Origin of the sequence: Bartonella sp. JB63 (assembly GCF_002022665.1) — a bacterium.
Lineage (GTDB): Bacteria > Pseudomonadota > Alphaproteobacteria > Rhizobiales > Rhizobiaceae > Bartonella.
The window spans coordinates 686,170-701,991 of record NZ_CP019788.1; the positions used below are offsets into that span (position 1 = coordinate 686,170).

A 15,822-nucleotide genomic window follows, 5' to 3' on the forward strand; every position below is an offset into this window, starting at 1 on the left:
TTAGACAAAGGTTCGTACATGTCAGGCTATTTTATTACATTTGAAGGAGGAGAAGGTGCAGGAAAAACAACCCAAATCTCTTTGCTTGCCCAACATTTAGGTAGCAAAGGCTATGATGTTATTACAACACGAGAACCTGGAGCAACAGCAGGTGGAGAAGCAATACGCTATATTTTATTATCAGGTAGCGTAGCACAATATGGGCCACTTACTGAAACGGTTTTATTTACAGCAGCACGAGCCGATCATGTTGCTGAAATTATCAAGCCTTCTTTGCAAGTTGGAAAGATTGTTTTATGTGACAGATTTATTGATTCTACACGTGTTTATCAAGGACTAAATAATAAAGTCGATACACATACTCTTTCTATTTTAGAATATATTGGCACAAAAGGAGTAAAACCTGATCTAACGTTTTTATTAGATATACCTGCAAAATTTGGGATAGAGCGTGTAAATTTACGAAGAAAAAACCTAAAGAAAATTGATTATTTTGAAAAAGATGATCTGGATATCCAGGAACAGAGACGTCAAGCTTTTCTTGAATTAGCAAAACATGAACCACATAGATTTCAAGTTATTGATGGAACATGTGCAGTCGAAGTAATTGCAGATCAAATAAAAGACATTTGTAATCGGGTAATATTGGCTTCTCCATGAATGATGTAAATTCTTTACGTCAATATGATGATATTGACGGCATTTTATCACCTTCACAGAATAATATCCTCATTGGTCACGAGGAAACTCGTTATTTTTTAACGCAAATGCTTAGAAAAGAGCGATTACCTCATGCACTATTATTTGAAGGAGAACGTGGAATAGGAAAGGCAACACTAGCATTTCACCTTGCTTGGAATATTTTAAACTCTCAAAAATATGAATTTTTACAACCAAAACAAAATTCAATTATATGGCGTCAAATTAAACAGGGTAGTCACCCTAGTATTAGGCATATCTCAAATCGTTTTGATGCAACAACAAAAAAGTTCAAAACAAATATAACAGTTGATGATATCAGCGATATCAAGCATTTTTTAAATCAGACATCTCAAGATGGCTTGTGGCGCATTATTATTATTGATTCCGCAGATAATATGAATAGAAATGCTACAAATGCAATTCTTAAAACACTTGAAGAGCCTCCAACAAAAACTTTATTCATTATTATTTCTCATTCTTTAGGAAAGTTACTTCCAACAATTCGTTCACGTTGCCAAAAAATCTCTCTAAGACCTTTAAATGATGATGAAATGAAAAAAGCTATCTCACAAGTTTTTTCCAATCAGGTATTAATTGACCCGCAAAATATTGAAACAATCATTCAAAAATCTCAAGGTAGTCTTCGAAAAGCAGCATTACTTCTTTGTCGTGGCGGACTTGAAATTGTACAAACTATTAATAAACTTTTGGAGCAATCTATTTGCGATCCGATTATTGTGCATAATCTTGCTCAAGCAATTTCATCATCTGATGCGGATATACAATTTCAACAATTTTGTGATGAAATTCTTGATAGAATTCAAAAAAGAGCTATCATGTTGGTAAAAGAAGGGGCTCTGCTTTTATCAAAAAAATATGCGCAAACGTGGCAAAATATTTTTCACGAAATACTAGAAGTGCAATCATTTAATCTTGATAAAAAGCAATTTATTATTAATCTTCTTTTTAAAACTCATAAGATTATTCATGAAAATAAGCTTTTTCCGTGACAATGTTATGAACAAACGTTATGTCATCGTATCCTTGATTACATTTTAAAATGGGCATAATTATGCGCGATATATATTATATAACAACTCCAATTTTTTATCCTAATGGTATTCCGCATATTGGACATGCCTATAATGCAATTGTAAGCGATGCTTTGGCTCGTTTTCAAAGAGCCGAAGGTAAGGATGTATTTTTTCTATCTGGTACAGATGAACATGGTCTAAAAATGCAACAAACAGCGCAAATGTTAAACATAACACCTCAGCAACTTGCAGATCGCAACAGTGCTGTTTTTCAGAAAATGATGAAAATGCTTAATTGTTCTAATAATGATTTTATCCGCACAACAGAAGAAAGACATCATCAAGCTTGTCAAGAGCTTTGGAAAAAAATGGAAGCCAAAGATGATATCTACCTTGGCCGTTATGCTGGTTGGTATTCACTTCGTCAAGAAGCTTATTATGAAGAGAAAGATACCGAAATTGATGAAGAAGGAATCCGTCGTGAAAAAGAGTTAGGCTCTCCGGTTGAATGGAATGAAGAAGAAAGTTATTTTTTTAGACTTTCACGTTATGAAAAAGCACTTCTTCAACATTATGAAAAATTCCCTGATTCTATTGGGCCTAATGAACGACGTAATGAAATTATAAGTTTTATCAAATCAGGCCTGAAAGACCTTTCCATTTCACGAACAACCTTTGATTGGGGAGTTCGTGTTCCAGGAAATCCAAAACATGTAATGTACGTCTGGGTCGATGCACTTACAAATTATCTTACTGCAATTGATTTTTTTGACAAAACCTCAAAAAAACGTAATTTTTGGCCTGTAGATATTCATGTTATTGGTAAAGATATTATTCGTTTCCATACAGTTTATTGGCCAGCATTTTTAATGTCTGTTGGAATTGAGTTACCTAAACGTATTTTTGCACATGGTTTTTTGCTTAACCGCGGTGCTAAAATGTCGAAGTCTGTTGGAAATGTAGTTGATCCTTTTGAAATGGTTGATCGGTATGGTCTTGACCAAGTACGTTATTTTTTTCTTCGTGAAGTACCATTTGGACAGGATGGTAATTATAATCATGATAGTTTTGTAAATCGTATCAACGCTGATCTTGCGAATGATCTTGGCAATTTAGCTCAACGTTCATTATCTATGATTGAAAAAAATTGTAATGGAAAAATTCCCACACCAGCTGTATTTCTAGTTCAAGATGAACAACTACTAAAGCAATCTCTTCAAGCACTTGAAATTGCACGCCAAACTATGTCACGTCAGGCTCCTCATTTAGCACTTTCAGCTATTTTTTCAGTTGTAGCAGAGGCCAATCGTTATTTTGCTAATGAAGAACCTTGGAATTTGCGTAAAAATAATCCAGAAAGATTTTTCACGGTTCTTTATATAACTTTAGAGATTTTGCGGCGAATAGGAATCATGCTTCTACCTTTCATTCCACAAGCAGCAACTAAACTTCTTGATAGTCTTGCAATTGCTGAAGAAAATCGATTGTTACACCATATCAGTGATTTAAAAATTAAAGAAGATACAGAGCTTCCATCACCAGTACCAATTTTTCCTCGTTATATTCCTAAAGAAAGCTGATATTAATGATGTTAATTGATACACACTGTCATCTTAATTTTGAGGATTTTCAAGATTTGAATGGAATTATTCAACGAGCTCTAGCTGCTAACGTTGAACGCATGATAACAATTTCAACGCATGTTCATAAGTTGGATAGGCTTTTAGAAATTACAAAGACTTATGATCAAGTCTTTTGTTCTGTTGGAACTCATCCTAATTATGTAAATGAAGAAAAAAATGTTAAAGCTGACGATCTTATTCATTTATCAAGGCACCCTAAAATCGTTGCATTTGGTGAATCCGGACTTGATTATCATTACAATTATTCTTCACCTCAAGAGCAAAAGAAAAATTTTATAGAACATATTATCGCTTCTCAAGAAACACAATTGCCTCTTGTAATTCATTCACGCAGTGCTGATCTAGATATGGAACAAATATTGCGTGAGAAAATAAAAGAAAAATATTTTCCATTTATTCTTCATTGTTATTCATCTGGCATGCAACTTGCTCATGCAGGTATTGAGCTTGGCGGTCATATATCTTTTTCAGGTATTCTCACTTTCAAAAATACTCATGAAATTCATGCAATAGCAAAGACTATTCCTCATAAGCGTTTATTGATTGAAACAGATGCTCCGTTTTTAGCGCCTGTTCCTTATCGTGGCAAAACAAATGAACCATCTTTTTTGTGTCATATAGCCACTGCTCTTGCTAAAATTATCAATTTAAGCACTGAAGAAATAGCACAAATAACAACACAGAATGCTTTTCGTTTGTTTAGTAAAATGAAATAGAATAAAAAATGTCTGATCGATACCGTTTTACAATACTGGGTTGTGGTTCATCACCAGGAGTGCCTCGTCCTAATGGTGATTGGGGAGTTTGTGATCCAAATAATCCTAAAAATAGACGCTATAGAACTTCTTTATTAGTTGAACGAATTCATAAATCAGGAATGAAAACGACAGTTATTATTGATACCGGTCCAGATTTTCGTTCACAAATGATTAATGCGGGTGTTAGTCACCTCAATGCTGCTATTTACACGCATTTTCATGCAGATCATACTCACGGTATTAATGATTTACGCAGCTACGCTCTTGCACAAAAATGTTTAATAGATATTTATGCAGATTCTTTTACACTAAAACAACTTAATAAAGCTTTTGGTTATTGTTTTCAAATACAAAAGGGATCACATTACTTACCTATTTTAAAAAAAAATCTTATAGATGAGAAGAGTAAGTTTGAAGTCGAAGGGCAGGGTGGAGCTATTACTTTTAAGACACATTTACAGTTACATGGTGCTACTCGTTCTTTAGGTTTTCGTATTGGCAATGTTGCTTATTGCACAGATGTTAGTGGATTTCCTGAAAAAACACTATCAGATCTTATGAATTTAGATGTTTTAATTATTGATTCTCTTCAATTTAAACCTCATCCAAGTCATTTTTCAGTTGATCAAGCATTGTATTGGATAGAATATTTAAAGCCAAAACGGGCTATATTAACGCATATGGATAGTTCACTTGATTATAATAATGTTGTAAATTATGTTCCAGCACATGTTGAACCAGCTTATCAAGGACTTATCTTTGAGACAGATGTATTGCTAGATAACTAAGTGTAGATGTTTCATATAATAATCGCATAATATATATTATGGAACTTTTTAATATATTAAAAAAGCATTCGCATAGAAAATTTTAATTTTTAATAATTTTGTTACTTTTTATTATTTTTTGCCCCTAATTTTGGAAAAAATTGCATAACAATACCAATACAATAAATGTAAAAACCAGTAATTGAAATTCCAATTTTAATCCAATTTGGAACATTTAGCTGATAAAAAAATAATGAAGTTATACCAAAACAGCACCATATAAGAAAGATTGAAAAATTGAGCATACGTAATCGAACAACTCTTATTGGATGTATAAAATAAATGGGTAAAAAAGACATAATTGCTGATAGAGAAATAATAATAAAAGCAATCCACTCCGCTGGTCTTACCACAAAGAGCATAAAAACCATCATATTCCAAACTACAGGAAATCCTTTAAAAAAATTTTCCTCAGTTTTCATTCCAGTATCCGCGTAATAGATAGTTGATGAAATGACAATAATAGCGCTTAATATAAATGATAACTTAGGATCCATAAAACCGCTTTGATAAAACGCAAAGGCTGGAACTAAAACATAAGTTACATAATCAATAATATTATCTAGTATTTCACCAGACCATGTCGGAAGTACATATTTTATATCCAATTTACGTGCAATTGGCCCATCAATTCCATCAACAAAAAGAGCAAGTCCGAGCCAAAAAAACATAGAAACCCATTCTTCTTCAGATGCAGATATTAAAGAAAGAAATGCCAAAAATGAGCCTGAGGCTGTTAACAAGTGAACAGAAAAAGCTTTTGCTTGCGATATTGTTATTATTTTGGGATATAATCTATCCCTATTAATTTTAATGTTAGGTTTCAAGGTTTTTCTATCCTAAATTTTAGAGTTCTTATTTATTTTCTCAAATACTATCTTTGTTATTTTATGACTGATATCTAAAAAGAGTACAAGATGATTACTTTTATATCGTAATATTTATTTAGGTAATATAATAAGATATAACTTATTTGAAGATGTTATAACAATTATTATCAAGAAGGCTTAGACAAAATAGTGATATCTAAAAAAAAACACATAAAAACATTGCTATCATTGGTGCAGGTCAAATTGGTATGTTAGCAGCACTTAATCTTGCTCATAAAGGGCACTCTGTATCTCTGATTGGTCCACCTGCTAATGTAGATGAATTACGAACAACTGCTATTATGATGCCTACAATCCATATGCTGCAAACACTCAATATTTGGAATACTATTAAATGTTACGCAGCAGCCTTATCTTCAATTAGAATTATTGATATAACATCTCAGTTTGTACGAGCTCCTACTGTAAACTTTCACTCCACTGAAATTGGAGAAAAAGCTTTTGGTTATAATATACCTAATTTAAAATTAAACGATGCTTTGATCAATGCTATTAAACGCACACCAAATATTATCAGGTTTTTTTCTTCAGCAGAATCGTTTGATCATCAAAAAGATCATATTTGCATTACTCTTAAAGATGGCAAAGTTATTGAAACACCACTTGTTGTTGCAGCTGATGGACGTCACTCTCCAACAAGAGCAGCTGCTGGAATTAGTGCAAAAAAATGGAACTATCCACAAATAGCGCTTGTTTTCAACTTTTTACATAATTTACCTCATCAAAATATATCAACTGAATTTTATACAAAAGATGGTCTTTTTACACAAGTTCCTTTACCAGGTAATAAATCTAGTCTTATATGGATTGTTAAGCCCTCTCGTGCCGAAGAAATTTTGAATATGAAATTAGAAGCGATTGCAAAAATGATTGAAAATCAAATGCACTCGCTTCTTGGTGAAATAAAAATAGAAACTACAATTCAAACATGGCCTCTTTTAGGTCTTATTCCTAATCTCTTCGCTGCTAACCGAATAATTTTAATTGGTGAAACAGCCCATGTTTTTCCTCCAATTGGTGCACAGGGATTTAATCTAGGGATGCGTGATATTAAGACCCTAGTTGACCTTATACCCGATGAAATATCTGCTGCTGACTACAAAGAAATCACGACGAATTATAATCAATATCGTAAATGTGATATATTTATTAGGAGTGGATTCGTTCATGCACTTAGCTATGCTTTCCTCTCCAATCTACTTCCTTTTCATATTTTACGCAGCGCTGGGCTTGAACTGTTGCGTAATTGCTCACCATTACGCAATTTATTTATGCGAGAAGGAATGAATTATGGTTATGGCTTAAAAACGATTATGAGTATTTTTACAACAAAATTACCTAATAATCAGATTGAATAATAAGAAAAAATGAACAGAGCTTGATATAGCTAGGCATATTCATGCTTATAATTGGAGACAAATTTCTCTTACAAGTCTTACAAGGCGACCTACTCTTCATTATTAATAAGAAGTTATTGGTTCCCAAACGACCTAAACAAAGCCTACGCAATATATAAATAAGGTAATAAATGAGTTTAACTTAAATCCTAAAAGCTTTGTTCTTAAGCATAATATTAAAAAATAAAATAACTAAGGAACCCGTTAAGAATAAAAAGGTTAAGTTAGTATGAAAGTAAATATTTGAAAGAATTGTTTCAATTAATGGTAACATAATGAAATTAAATATTTTTTTGAGATCAATTATTCTTTTTATAATGATTGTTTGTATCTCGCCTATGGTCATAGCTGTACCAATAGAAGTTTATTATGATCCCTATTGTCAAACATCCAAGTATATTTTCTTTCAAAAAACCATCAAAGCAGGAAAAAATTCATTCACTGCTTCACAAATCAAAAATCATCTTATGGAAAATGGTTTTCAAAATATTAAACGATTACGTTTAGATGATAAAGGTATTTGGCGTGCTTTAGTGGAACTTAAAAAGCGTTATTTTCTTATATCAGTTGATTATTCTGGAACAATTAGTATTCAAAATGAAAGAAAAAAGTATGATTAATTCAAAAATTTATAGCGCTTTTAACTCAAACAATTGTACAAGAAATTTTTTGAAAAAATTTTATCCTTATATTAAAGATTCAGCATTTATCGGAGCTCTCAATGGTAGTCTATCAGGAGCACTTGCAGCAATTCTTGCGAATTATGGTTATATTGCTCTTCCAGGATTTGGACCAATTATCGCAATGGGTATAAATATAGCACTTCCTGCTAGCATGATAATTGGGATTACGATAGGATCAATCATAGGTATAACTATGAGTATTTTTTTCAGTTTTTTAAGTAGTTTGTATACCTTGTAATAATTGATTTTTTCAATTTCGTAACGAATAGAAAATTTTAATTACTTAAGTATGATCAACCATGAAAATATTAACCTTTATAAAGAGCTATCAATAATAATTGATTTGATTAAGATAATTTTTTCATGTGTTAAAAAACTAAATTAAATGATTTATTTTATTGATGATGATTCATTTTGATAAAAATACTAAAACGATTTAATTAAAATGTTTAAATTACAATTTAGGTCATTGACCTTTTAAAAGAACCTTGTAATAAAGTATATCGTTCTTCAGATAAATTATATTTATTTTTGGAGGGGTGGTCGAGTGGTTTAAGGCACCGGTCTTGAAAACCGGCGTGCAGGGAACTGTACCGTGGGTTCGAATCCCACCTCCTCCGCCATTAGGGTTTTTATGATATGAAAATCTTAATAGGTCTTAATATAAACATAAGACTAGTACTAAAAAGTATTTTTATAATTTATTCATATCATAAAAAAAAAGCAAAAATTGAATTATATATTTATTGACAAATTTTATTTTTAATTTTGAGGTGTTGTATGAATATAAAAAAATGTCTCTTATTGGCCTTAATCACATTTTTAAGTTCTAGTGTTGCATTAGCAGGATCAACCCAAGTGGAAATTTATACTCTTAAAGAAAATAACGTAAAAGAGCCAATCGGTACGATTAAAATTAAAGAAAATGCTTACGGTCTGATTTTCATACCAAATTTATCTTCTTTGCCGGAGGGTTTACATGGTTTTCATATCCACGAAAATCCCTCATGTGATATGAAAGATGATATAATTGGTGGTGCAGCAGGAGGACATTATGATCCGAAAAACACTAATCAACATCTTGGACCTTATAATGTTAATGGTCATTTTGGTGATTTGCCCACACTTTATGTTGATGACAAAGGACAAGCAAAAATGAGTACTCTTGCACCAAAGATTAAGCGAATTTCTGAAATTAAAGATCGTTCATTAATGATACACGTAGGAGGAGATAATCAATCAGATAAACCTTTACCACTTGGTGGAGGTGGTGCGCGCCTAGCATGCGGTATTATTAAATAATAAGCTGTTCCTGTTATGTTATAAATCTAATATTTTCCAGTTTAATACCATCCGACAGTAATCTGTGCTTCTTCTGACATACATTCAGGTGTCCACGGTGGATCAAATGTCATAATCACTTCAACACTTAAGACTCCTTCAACTGCGCTTACAGCATTTTCCACCCAGCCTGGCATTTCACCCGCAACAGGGCATCCAGGTGCTGTAAGTGTCATTTCAATTTTCACTGAACGATCATCTTCAATATCAATCCGATAAATCAATCCCAATTCATAAATATCAGCAGGTATCTCCGGATCGTAGACTGTCTTAAGAGCAGCAATAATATCACTTGTTAGACGATTAATTTCATCTTCTGGAATTACTGATAAAAAAGATTTTCCCTCTTCACCTTCTATATCATTAGCCAAATGACACTTTCTAATTAATCTAACCATTAAAAAATATCCTTGCTTTTTCTAATGCTTCAACTAATTGATCGATATCTTCACGATTACTATACATTGCTAACGATGCACGACAGATCGATGTCAGCCCCAAATGTTTCAATAAAGGTTGTGCACAATGTGTTCCCGCACGTATAGCAACTCCCTGTCGATCAACAAACGTAGCAACATCATGTGCATGGATACCCTCAAGCTCAAAAGATATAATAGCACCTTTGTTAAGGGCTCGTCCATAGATATATAATGACTGAACTGATTCAAGTCTTTCATGAGCATAATTTAAAAGCGCCATTTCATGTGTATAAATAGCATCTCTATCCTTTTTTTGTATATAATCGATAGCTGCTGCTAACCCAATAGCTTCAACTATGGGAGGAGTGCCAGCTTCAAAACGATACGGAGGATCATTATAATAAACTTTATCAAATGTTACCTCCTCAGGCATTTGCCCTCCCCCTGAAAAGGACGCATTTCTTCTAACCGACATTTTTTACCATAAAGAACACCAATACCTGTAGGCCCATAAATTTTATGACCAGTAAAAACATACCAATCACAGTCAAGATCTTGCATATCAACTGTTAAATGTACAGCTCCTTGAGAACCATCAACAAGAACAGGAATGGCATTTTGATGTGCTAACTCAACTATTGCTTTAATAGGAGACACGCTTCCCAATATATTGGACATATGTGTAACAGCAATAAGACGTGTTCTATTACTTAAAGCACTTTGAAAAGCTTTAATATGTAAAGAACCATCCTCATCAACAGGTACAAAAATAAGCTTTACACCTTTTTGTTCACGAATAAAATGCCAAGGAATAATATTTGAATGATGCTCCATAATAGTGAGAATAATTTCATCACCTTCATTTAATTTAGACATTCCCCAGCCATAAGCTACAGTGTTAATAGCTTCTGTCGCGCTTTTCGTAAAGACAATTTCTTCGACTATTTGAGCGTTTAAAAAAGCCCTAACTGTTTCACGAGCATTTTCATAAAATTGTGTTGCTGTATTTGATAAAGAATGCATTCCTCGATGTACATTAGCATAATGATATCGATAAAAATTATCCATGACATTAAGAACTGATACTGGCTTTTGAGCAGAAGCTCCGCTATCAAGATAAGCTAATCGGTTACCATAAATATTATTTTGCAAAATAGGAAAATCATGTCTAATTTCTTCTACATTATAATTCAATGTTTTTGTCTTATTTTCCATTTTTCTGCTTTAAATGTTCTTTTCTAACCATTGAATAATGATATTGCTCAAAATAGTGTGCATGCTATCTTGCTTAATGTCATCAATTAATTCTGAAATAAATCCTTTTACCAAAAGTTCACAGGCAGTTTTATAAGAGATACCACGCGCCATTAGATAAAAAAGATGATCATGATTAATTTTAGCAACTGTTGCTCCGTGGGAGCAAGCAACATCATCAGCAAAAATTTCTAGTTCAGGTTTTATATCAAATTCTGCATCATCTGAAAGAATAAGACTATTGCAAGCCATACGAGCATCTGTTTCTTGCGCTTTTTTTTCAACACGTATTATCCCTTGAAAAGCACCATGTGCCTTATTTGTAACAACATTACGCACAATTTCTCTTGAAATTGACTTTTCTTCAACATGGCGAACAGTCATCGTAAGATCACTATGCGTTTTTCCAGATAATAAATTTATTGCTCGCAATTGAAAATTGGATTTTTTTCCCAGCAACTCAATATCAATTTCTTGACGATTAAGTTGGCTACCTATATTAATTACATAAAGCGTTAATTGAGAATTTTCAGCAAGTCTAGCACGAAATTGACCAAATTGTTTAGCATTGCTACCTCTATCACGAATAAGAATCCATGTCACATTGCTGTTAGCAGCGAGATTTAATGAAAACACTGAACTAACAAAAGTATCTTTATCATTGCCGATTTGGCGTTCAATAATTACAACCTGACTATTTTTTCCAACTTTGATTTTTGAAAAAATATGTGACTGCCCTCCCATTTGAATATTTTGCAATTCAATCGGCGTATCTAATGTAGTATTGTCAGCAACTTGGAAAAGCCAACCATCTGTAAAGAAAGCTGTATTTAATTGTCCAATAAAATTTTCATCAGCAATCGTTGAATTTATTTTAGCTCTATTTTTATCCAATGCTGTCGCAAGATGTTCTACTTCAACACCTACTATTCTAGTCAGCGTAAGCGCTTTACCATTTTCAATAGAAAAAACAATATTTTCTGGAAGTAATTTATCAACCGACTGTTCACTATTAAATTCTGAAAAATCACTTACAGATTTTAATAAAACGCGTAAATTAGTATAATGCCAATACTCCATTTTACGTGAAGGAAGGCGCGTCTTTTGAAATAATTCAATAGCCTTCTTACGTATAACTTGTACTGTTTCATTACCAGGTAAATCACCAATACGTTGATTAAAATTACTGATAATATCTTCTTCAACTGCTATCAATTTTGGTTGTGAGTTTGTGCTCATATTTAATAACCTCAAGCAGTTTTACTGATAATATCGGCATACCCGTTTTGTTCTAAATACAGTGCCAAAGATTTATCTCCACTTTCAATAATACGACCTTTATAAAGAACATGCACTGTATCAGGTATAATATAATCAAGAAGACGTTGATAATGAGTAATAACCAAAAATGAGCGTTCATGATTACGAAGTTTATTAACGCCATCTGCAACAATTTTTAAGGCATCAATATCTAACCCAGAATCCGTTTCATCTAAAATACAAAGCTTGGGTTTAAGCAGAGCCATTTGAAGAATTTCAGTACGCTTTTTTTCCCCACCTGAAAAACCAACGTTCAGTGAACGTTTAAGCATAGCCATATCTATTTCAAGTTCAGAAGCAGTTTCTTTAACATACTGAATAAATTCAGAAACTTTAAGTTCTTTATCACCCCGAGCTTTACGTTGAGAATTTATTGCAACTTTTAAAAATTCCATTGTTGCAACACCAGGTATTTCCATTGGATATTGAAATGCCAAAAAAACACCGCACACTGCTCGTTCTGTTGGACTCATTTCTAAAATGGATTGCCCATTATAAAGGATATCACCTTCTGTTACTTCATAATCATCACGACCAGAAAGCAAATAAGATAAAGTAGATTTTCCTGCTCCATTCTGCCCCATAATGGCAGCTACCTCACCATCCTGAATAGTTAAATTTAAACCGCAAATGATTTCTGTATTAGTTCCAGCAATACGAGCATGCAAATTCTTGATTTCTAACATAATTTAATCCCCTGTTGTGCTGTATTTTATTTAATAAGCAATTAACCTACGCTACCTTCAAGGCTAATGCCAATCAGTTTCTGCGCTTCAACAGCGAACTCCATTGGTAATTTTTGAATGACTTCTTTTACAAACCCATTAACGATTAACGCAATTGCCTCTTCTTCAGGAATCCCCCGTTGCATAACATAAAAAAGTTGATCATCAGAGATCTTTGATGTTGTTGCCTCATGTTCAAAATGAGTTGTTGCATTTTTTGCCTCAATATAGGGTACTGTATGGGCACCACAATCATTACCAATTAACAAACTATCACATTGAGTAAAATTACGTGCATTCTTAGCTCTTTTATGTGCAGTAACTTGTCCACGATAAGTATTGCTTGAAAAACCAGCAGAAATTCCCTTTGAGATAATACGACTCGATGTATTTTCTCCTAAATGGATCATTTTTGTACCAGAATCAATTTGTTGATGACCATTTGCAACAGCAATAGAATAAAATTCTCCACGTGAGTTATTACCCCGTAATAAACAAGATGGATATTTCCAAGTAATAGCAGAACCTGTCTCAATTTGAGTCCACGAAATTTTGGAATTATCTCCTCTACAATCCCCTCTTTTAGTTACAAAATTATAGATGCCTCCCCTTCCTTCTTTATCACCAGGATACCAATTTTGTACTGTCGAATATTTAATTTCTGCATTTTTTAGAGAGATAAGTTCAACAACAGCAGCATGTAATTGATTTTCATCACGCTGAGGTGCAGTACACCCTTCCAAATAAGAGACATATGAATCTTCATCTGCAATAATCAATGTTCGCTCAAATTGTCCTGTATTGCGTTCGTTAATCCTAAAATAGGATGAAAGTTCCATAGGACAACGCACTCCTTTGGGAATATAAACAAATGAACCATCTGTGAAAACAGCCGCATTTAAGGCAGCATAATAATTATCACCCGCCGGAACAACTGCTCCTAAATACTTCTGAATAAAAGCAGGGTGTTCAATAATAGCCTCTGAAATAGAACAAAAAATGACTCCCACACGTGCTAATTCTTCTTTAAATGTTGTCACAACTGAAACAGAATCAAAGACGGCATCAACAGCCACTTGCCCTGATGCATAGATATTATTATCGGGTGTGAAAGAATCTGTCTGTTTTTTTACCCCTGCTAAAATTTCTTGCTCTTTTAAGGGAATACCAAGTTTTTTATAAGTTTCTAATAACTCAGGATCAACCTCATCTAAAGATTTTGGTCCTGTATGATTTTTAGGAGCAGCGTAATAATAAAGTTCTTGAAAATTGATTTTTGGATATTTAATTCGTGCCCAATGAGGTACTTCCATTTTAGACCACCGACGAAAAGCCTGCAAACGCCATGCCAACATCCATTCAGGTTCACATTTTTTAGCGGAAATGAATCGGATAATATCTTCGTTTAGCCCTTTTGGAGCCTTGTCTACTTCAATATTAGTTTCAAAACCATATTTATATTGATCAACGTCTATTTCACGTACCTGACGTATTGTTTCCTGCACTGCCGGCATCGGCTTTCTCCATTTTTGTCGGTATCAAAAACCGGTGATCAAAGATAAAGATTTTATTTTCTTCATAAATTAAAACACGCGGTTCTATATGCAAAATGGGAAAATTTCAATCAAGCTTACTCAACTTTTTATAATAATGCTCAATTTCTTAAATAACTAACTCTGTTTTTTGTTAGCTATAATTTGAGAAAAAATCAATAAAAAATCATCAATATCTTTAGAAGTCGTACATCGTCCTGTTGAAACACGAATTGCGCCATTTAATATATGGTATCCCATTGCTTCCAAAACTTTGCTTTGTCTTACTTTTCCTGAAGAACAAGCAGAACCTGCTGATACAGAAAATCCTGCTAAATCAAAACCAATTTGCATCGTTTCAGCTTTTATACCATGTACAGTAAAATAAGTAGTATTTGGCAAACGTTGAACATCCTTACCAAAAATTGTAACATCATGACTAATTTTTGTTAAACCATCTTCCAATCTGTTACGTAAATAGATTAACTGCTTTATTTCTTCTTGAGTAAAACAATCCGCCATTGCTGCTCCAAAAGATGCAATAAGTGGTAAAGCTTCTGTTCCTCCACGGTGTCCTTTTTCTTGTCCACCAGCAGTAATAAGAGGAAAAGGCATGAGAAGATTACTACATGAAACAAATGCACCAATTCCTTTAGGTCCTCCAATTTTATGAGCTGACAGTATAAAAAAATCACCTCCAAAATGATTAATATCAATGGGATGTTTATCTACATATTGGACTACATCAACAATTAGAGTACCTCCAGCATCCCGAACAATAGCAGCTATTTCTTGAATGTTTTGAATAACACCAGTTTCACTATTTGCAGCTTGAATAGCGATAAGAGGTAGACCTTTTGCTTTATCATGAGCTGTTAATAAGGATTTTAACTTATCCTGCTGGATCAAGCCATGCTGATCAACGTCAATTACACTAATTAATTCTTTAGAAAAACGTCCCCCTTCTGCAATAGATGGATGTTCACTCGCACCAATATAAAGATGAGAAAATTGTACTTCAGAACATCCCATGTGATAAAAAGGTGTTAACAGAGTCATTGCTGCTTCACTTGCACCAGATGTAAAGACAACATGATCCGAATTTGCCTTGAGTCTATCAGCAATTTGTTTACGGGATTTCTGTAAAAGCGCTTTAGCAGCACGCCCTTCTGCATGAACAGATGATGGATTACCGAATATTTCCAAAGATTCTAATAATGCCGTTTTTGCCATTTTTGTAAGCGGTGTCGTTGCATTATGATCAAGATACCGGCGTTTTACAGCCATTTTAAATCCT

At 33.3% G+C, this 15,822-nt stretch carries 14 protein-coding genes, 1 tRNA gene and 2 pseudogenes; 10 read left to right on the plus strand and 7 right to left on the minus strand.

Annotation, left to right across the window (positions count from 1 at the left end; genetic code table 11):
* Positions 1-18 precede the first annotated feature (18 nt).
* The 5 genes from tmk (at position 19) to BJB63x_RS02975 (ending at position 4,925) form a co-directional block, all read left to right on the plus strand.
* The gene (tmk, locus tag BJB63x_RS02955) at positions 19-660 is read left to right on the plus strand and encodes a dTMP kinase (protein ID WP_078718946.1); all 642 of its coding nucleotides are present in this window, start codon (positions 19-21) and stop codon (positions 658-660) included.
* Positions 657-1,712, plus strand: a complete 1,056-nt coding sequence (locus tag BJB63x_RS02960; protein ID WP_078718947.1) for a DNA polymerase III subunit delta' — start codon at positions 657-659, stop codon at positions 1,710-1,712. Before tmk ends, BJB63x_RS02960 begins: the two co-directional genes overlap by 4 nt.
* A gap of 62 nt (positions 1,713-1,774) precedes the next feature.
* Positions 1,775-3,316: a methionine--tRNA ligase gene (gene metG / locus BJB63x_RS02965; RefSeq protein WP_153300749.1), complete on the plus strand. Its 1,542-nt coding sequence runs from the start codon at positions 1,775-1,777 to the stop codon at positions 3,314-3,316.
* 8 nt (positions 3,317-3,324) lie between these two features.
* Positions 3,325-4,095: a TatD family hydrolase gene (locus BJB63x_RS02970; protein ID WP_078719528.1), complete on the plus strand. Its 771-nt coding sequence runs from the start codon at positions 3,325-3,327 to the stop codon at positions 4,093-4,095.
* An 8-nt stretch (positions 4,096-4,103) separates the two neighbouring features.
* Positions 4,104-4,925 carry an MBL fold metallo-hydrolase gene (locus BJB63x_RS02975; RefSeq protein ID WP_078718948.1) on the plus strand — a complete coding sequence of 274 codons (822 nt, stop codon included), beginning with the start codon at positions 4,104-4,106 and terminating at the stop codon, positions 4,923-4,925.
* A gap of 101 nt (positions 4,926-5,026) precedes the next feature.
* Here the strand turns inward: BJB63x_RS02975 and pcsA are convergent, their stop codons facing one another.
* Positions 5,027-5,791 (minus strand): phosphatidylcholine synthase, encoded by a 765-nt coding sequence (gene pcsA / locus BJB63x_RS02980; RefSeq protein WP_078718949.1) that lies wholly within the window; start codon positions 5,789-5,791, stop codon positions 5,027-5,029.
* 203 nt (positions 5,792-5,994) lie between these two features.
* Between pcsA and BJB63x_RS02985 the strand changes: the two are divergent.
* The 5 genes and pseudogenes from BJB63x_RS02985 to sodC all read left to right on the plus strand — a co-directional run.
* Positions 5,995-7,212 (plus strand): annotated as a pseudogene (locus BJB63x_RS02985) (UbiH/UbiF family hydroxylase); the annotation flags it as partial.
* Between the two features lie 314 nt (positions 7,213-7,526).
* Entirely contained in the window at positions 7,527-7,871 is a 345-nt protein-coding gene (locus BJB63x_RS02990; protein ID WP_078718950.1) for a hypothetical protein, read from the plus strand.
* Positions 7,849-8,172, plus strand: a complete 324-nt coding sequence (locus tag BJB63x_RS02995; protein WP_078718951.1) for a hypothetical protein — start codon at positions 7,849-7,851, stop codon at positions 8,170-8,172. The genes BJB63x_RS02990 and BJB63x_RS02995 overlap by 23 nt, the downstream gene beginning before the upstream one ends.
* A 295-nt stretch (positions 8,173-8,467) precedes the next feature.
* Positions 8,468-8,557 (plus strand) — tRNA-Ser (locus tag BJB63x_RS03000).
* A gap of 157 nt (positions 8,558-8,714) precedes the next feature.
* Complete coding sequence (gene sodC, locus BJB63x_RS03005) at positions 8,715-9,236, plus strand: superoxide dismutase family protein (protein WP_078718952.1); 522 nt, start codon at positions 8,715-8,717, stop codon at positions 9,234-9,236.
* A gap of 41 nt (positions 9,237-9,277) precedes the next feature.
* Here the strand turns inward: sodC and BJB63x_RS03010 are convergent, their stop codons facing one another.
* The 6 genes and pseudogenes from BJB63x_RS03010 to BJB63x_RS03035 all read right to left on the minus strand — a co-directional run bounded on the left by BJB63x_RS03010 (position 9,278) and on the right by BJB63x_RS03035 (position 15,812).
* The gene (locus tag BJB63x_RS03010; RefSeq protein ID WP_078719638.1) at positions 9,278-9,673 is read right to left on the minus strand and encodes an SUF system Fe-S cluster assembly protein; all 396 of its coding nucleotides are present in this window, start codon (positions 9,671-9,673) and stop codon (positions 9,278-9,280) included.
* Positions 9,666-10,762, minus strand: a pseudogene (locus BJB63x_RS03015) (cysteine desulfurase). The gene BJB63x_RS03010 and the pseudogene BJB63x_RS03015 overlap by 8 nt, the downstream one beginning before the upstream one ends.
* 156 nt (positions 10,763-10,918) lie before the next feature.
* On the minus strand, positions 10,919-12,187 hold the full coding sequence (gene sufD, locus BJB63x_RS03020; protein WP_078718954.1) for a Fe-S cluster assembly protein SufD: 1,269 nt from the start codon (positions 12,185-12,187) through the stop codon (positions 10,919-10,921).
* Between the two features lie 11 nt (positions 12,188-12,198).
* Positions 12,199-12,954 carry a Fe-S cluster assembly ATPase SufC gene (gene sufC / locus BJB63x_RS03025; protein ID WP_078718955.1) on the minus strand — a complete coding sequence of 252 codons (756 nt, stop codon included), beginning with the start codon at positions 12,952-12,954 and terminating at the stop codon, positions 12,199-12,201.
* 41 nt (positions 12,955-12,995) lie between these two features.
* The gene (gene sufB, locus BJB63x_RS03030) at positions 12,996-14,507 is read right to left on the minus strand and encodes a Fe-S cluster assembly protein SufB (protein WP_078718956.1); all 1,512 of its coding nucleotides are present in this window, start codon (positions 14,505-14,507) and stop codon (positions 12,996-12,998) included.
* A 156-nt stretch (positions 14,508-14,663) separates the two neighbouring features.
* On the minus strand, positions 14,664-15,812 hold the full coding sequence (locus BJB63x_RS03035) for a cysteine desulfurase family protein (RefSeq protein ID WP_078718957.1): 1,149 nt from the start codon (positions 15,810-15,812) through the stop codon (positions 14,664-14,666).
* Between the last annotated feature and the right edge of the window lie 10 nt (positions 15,813-15,822).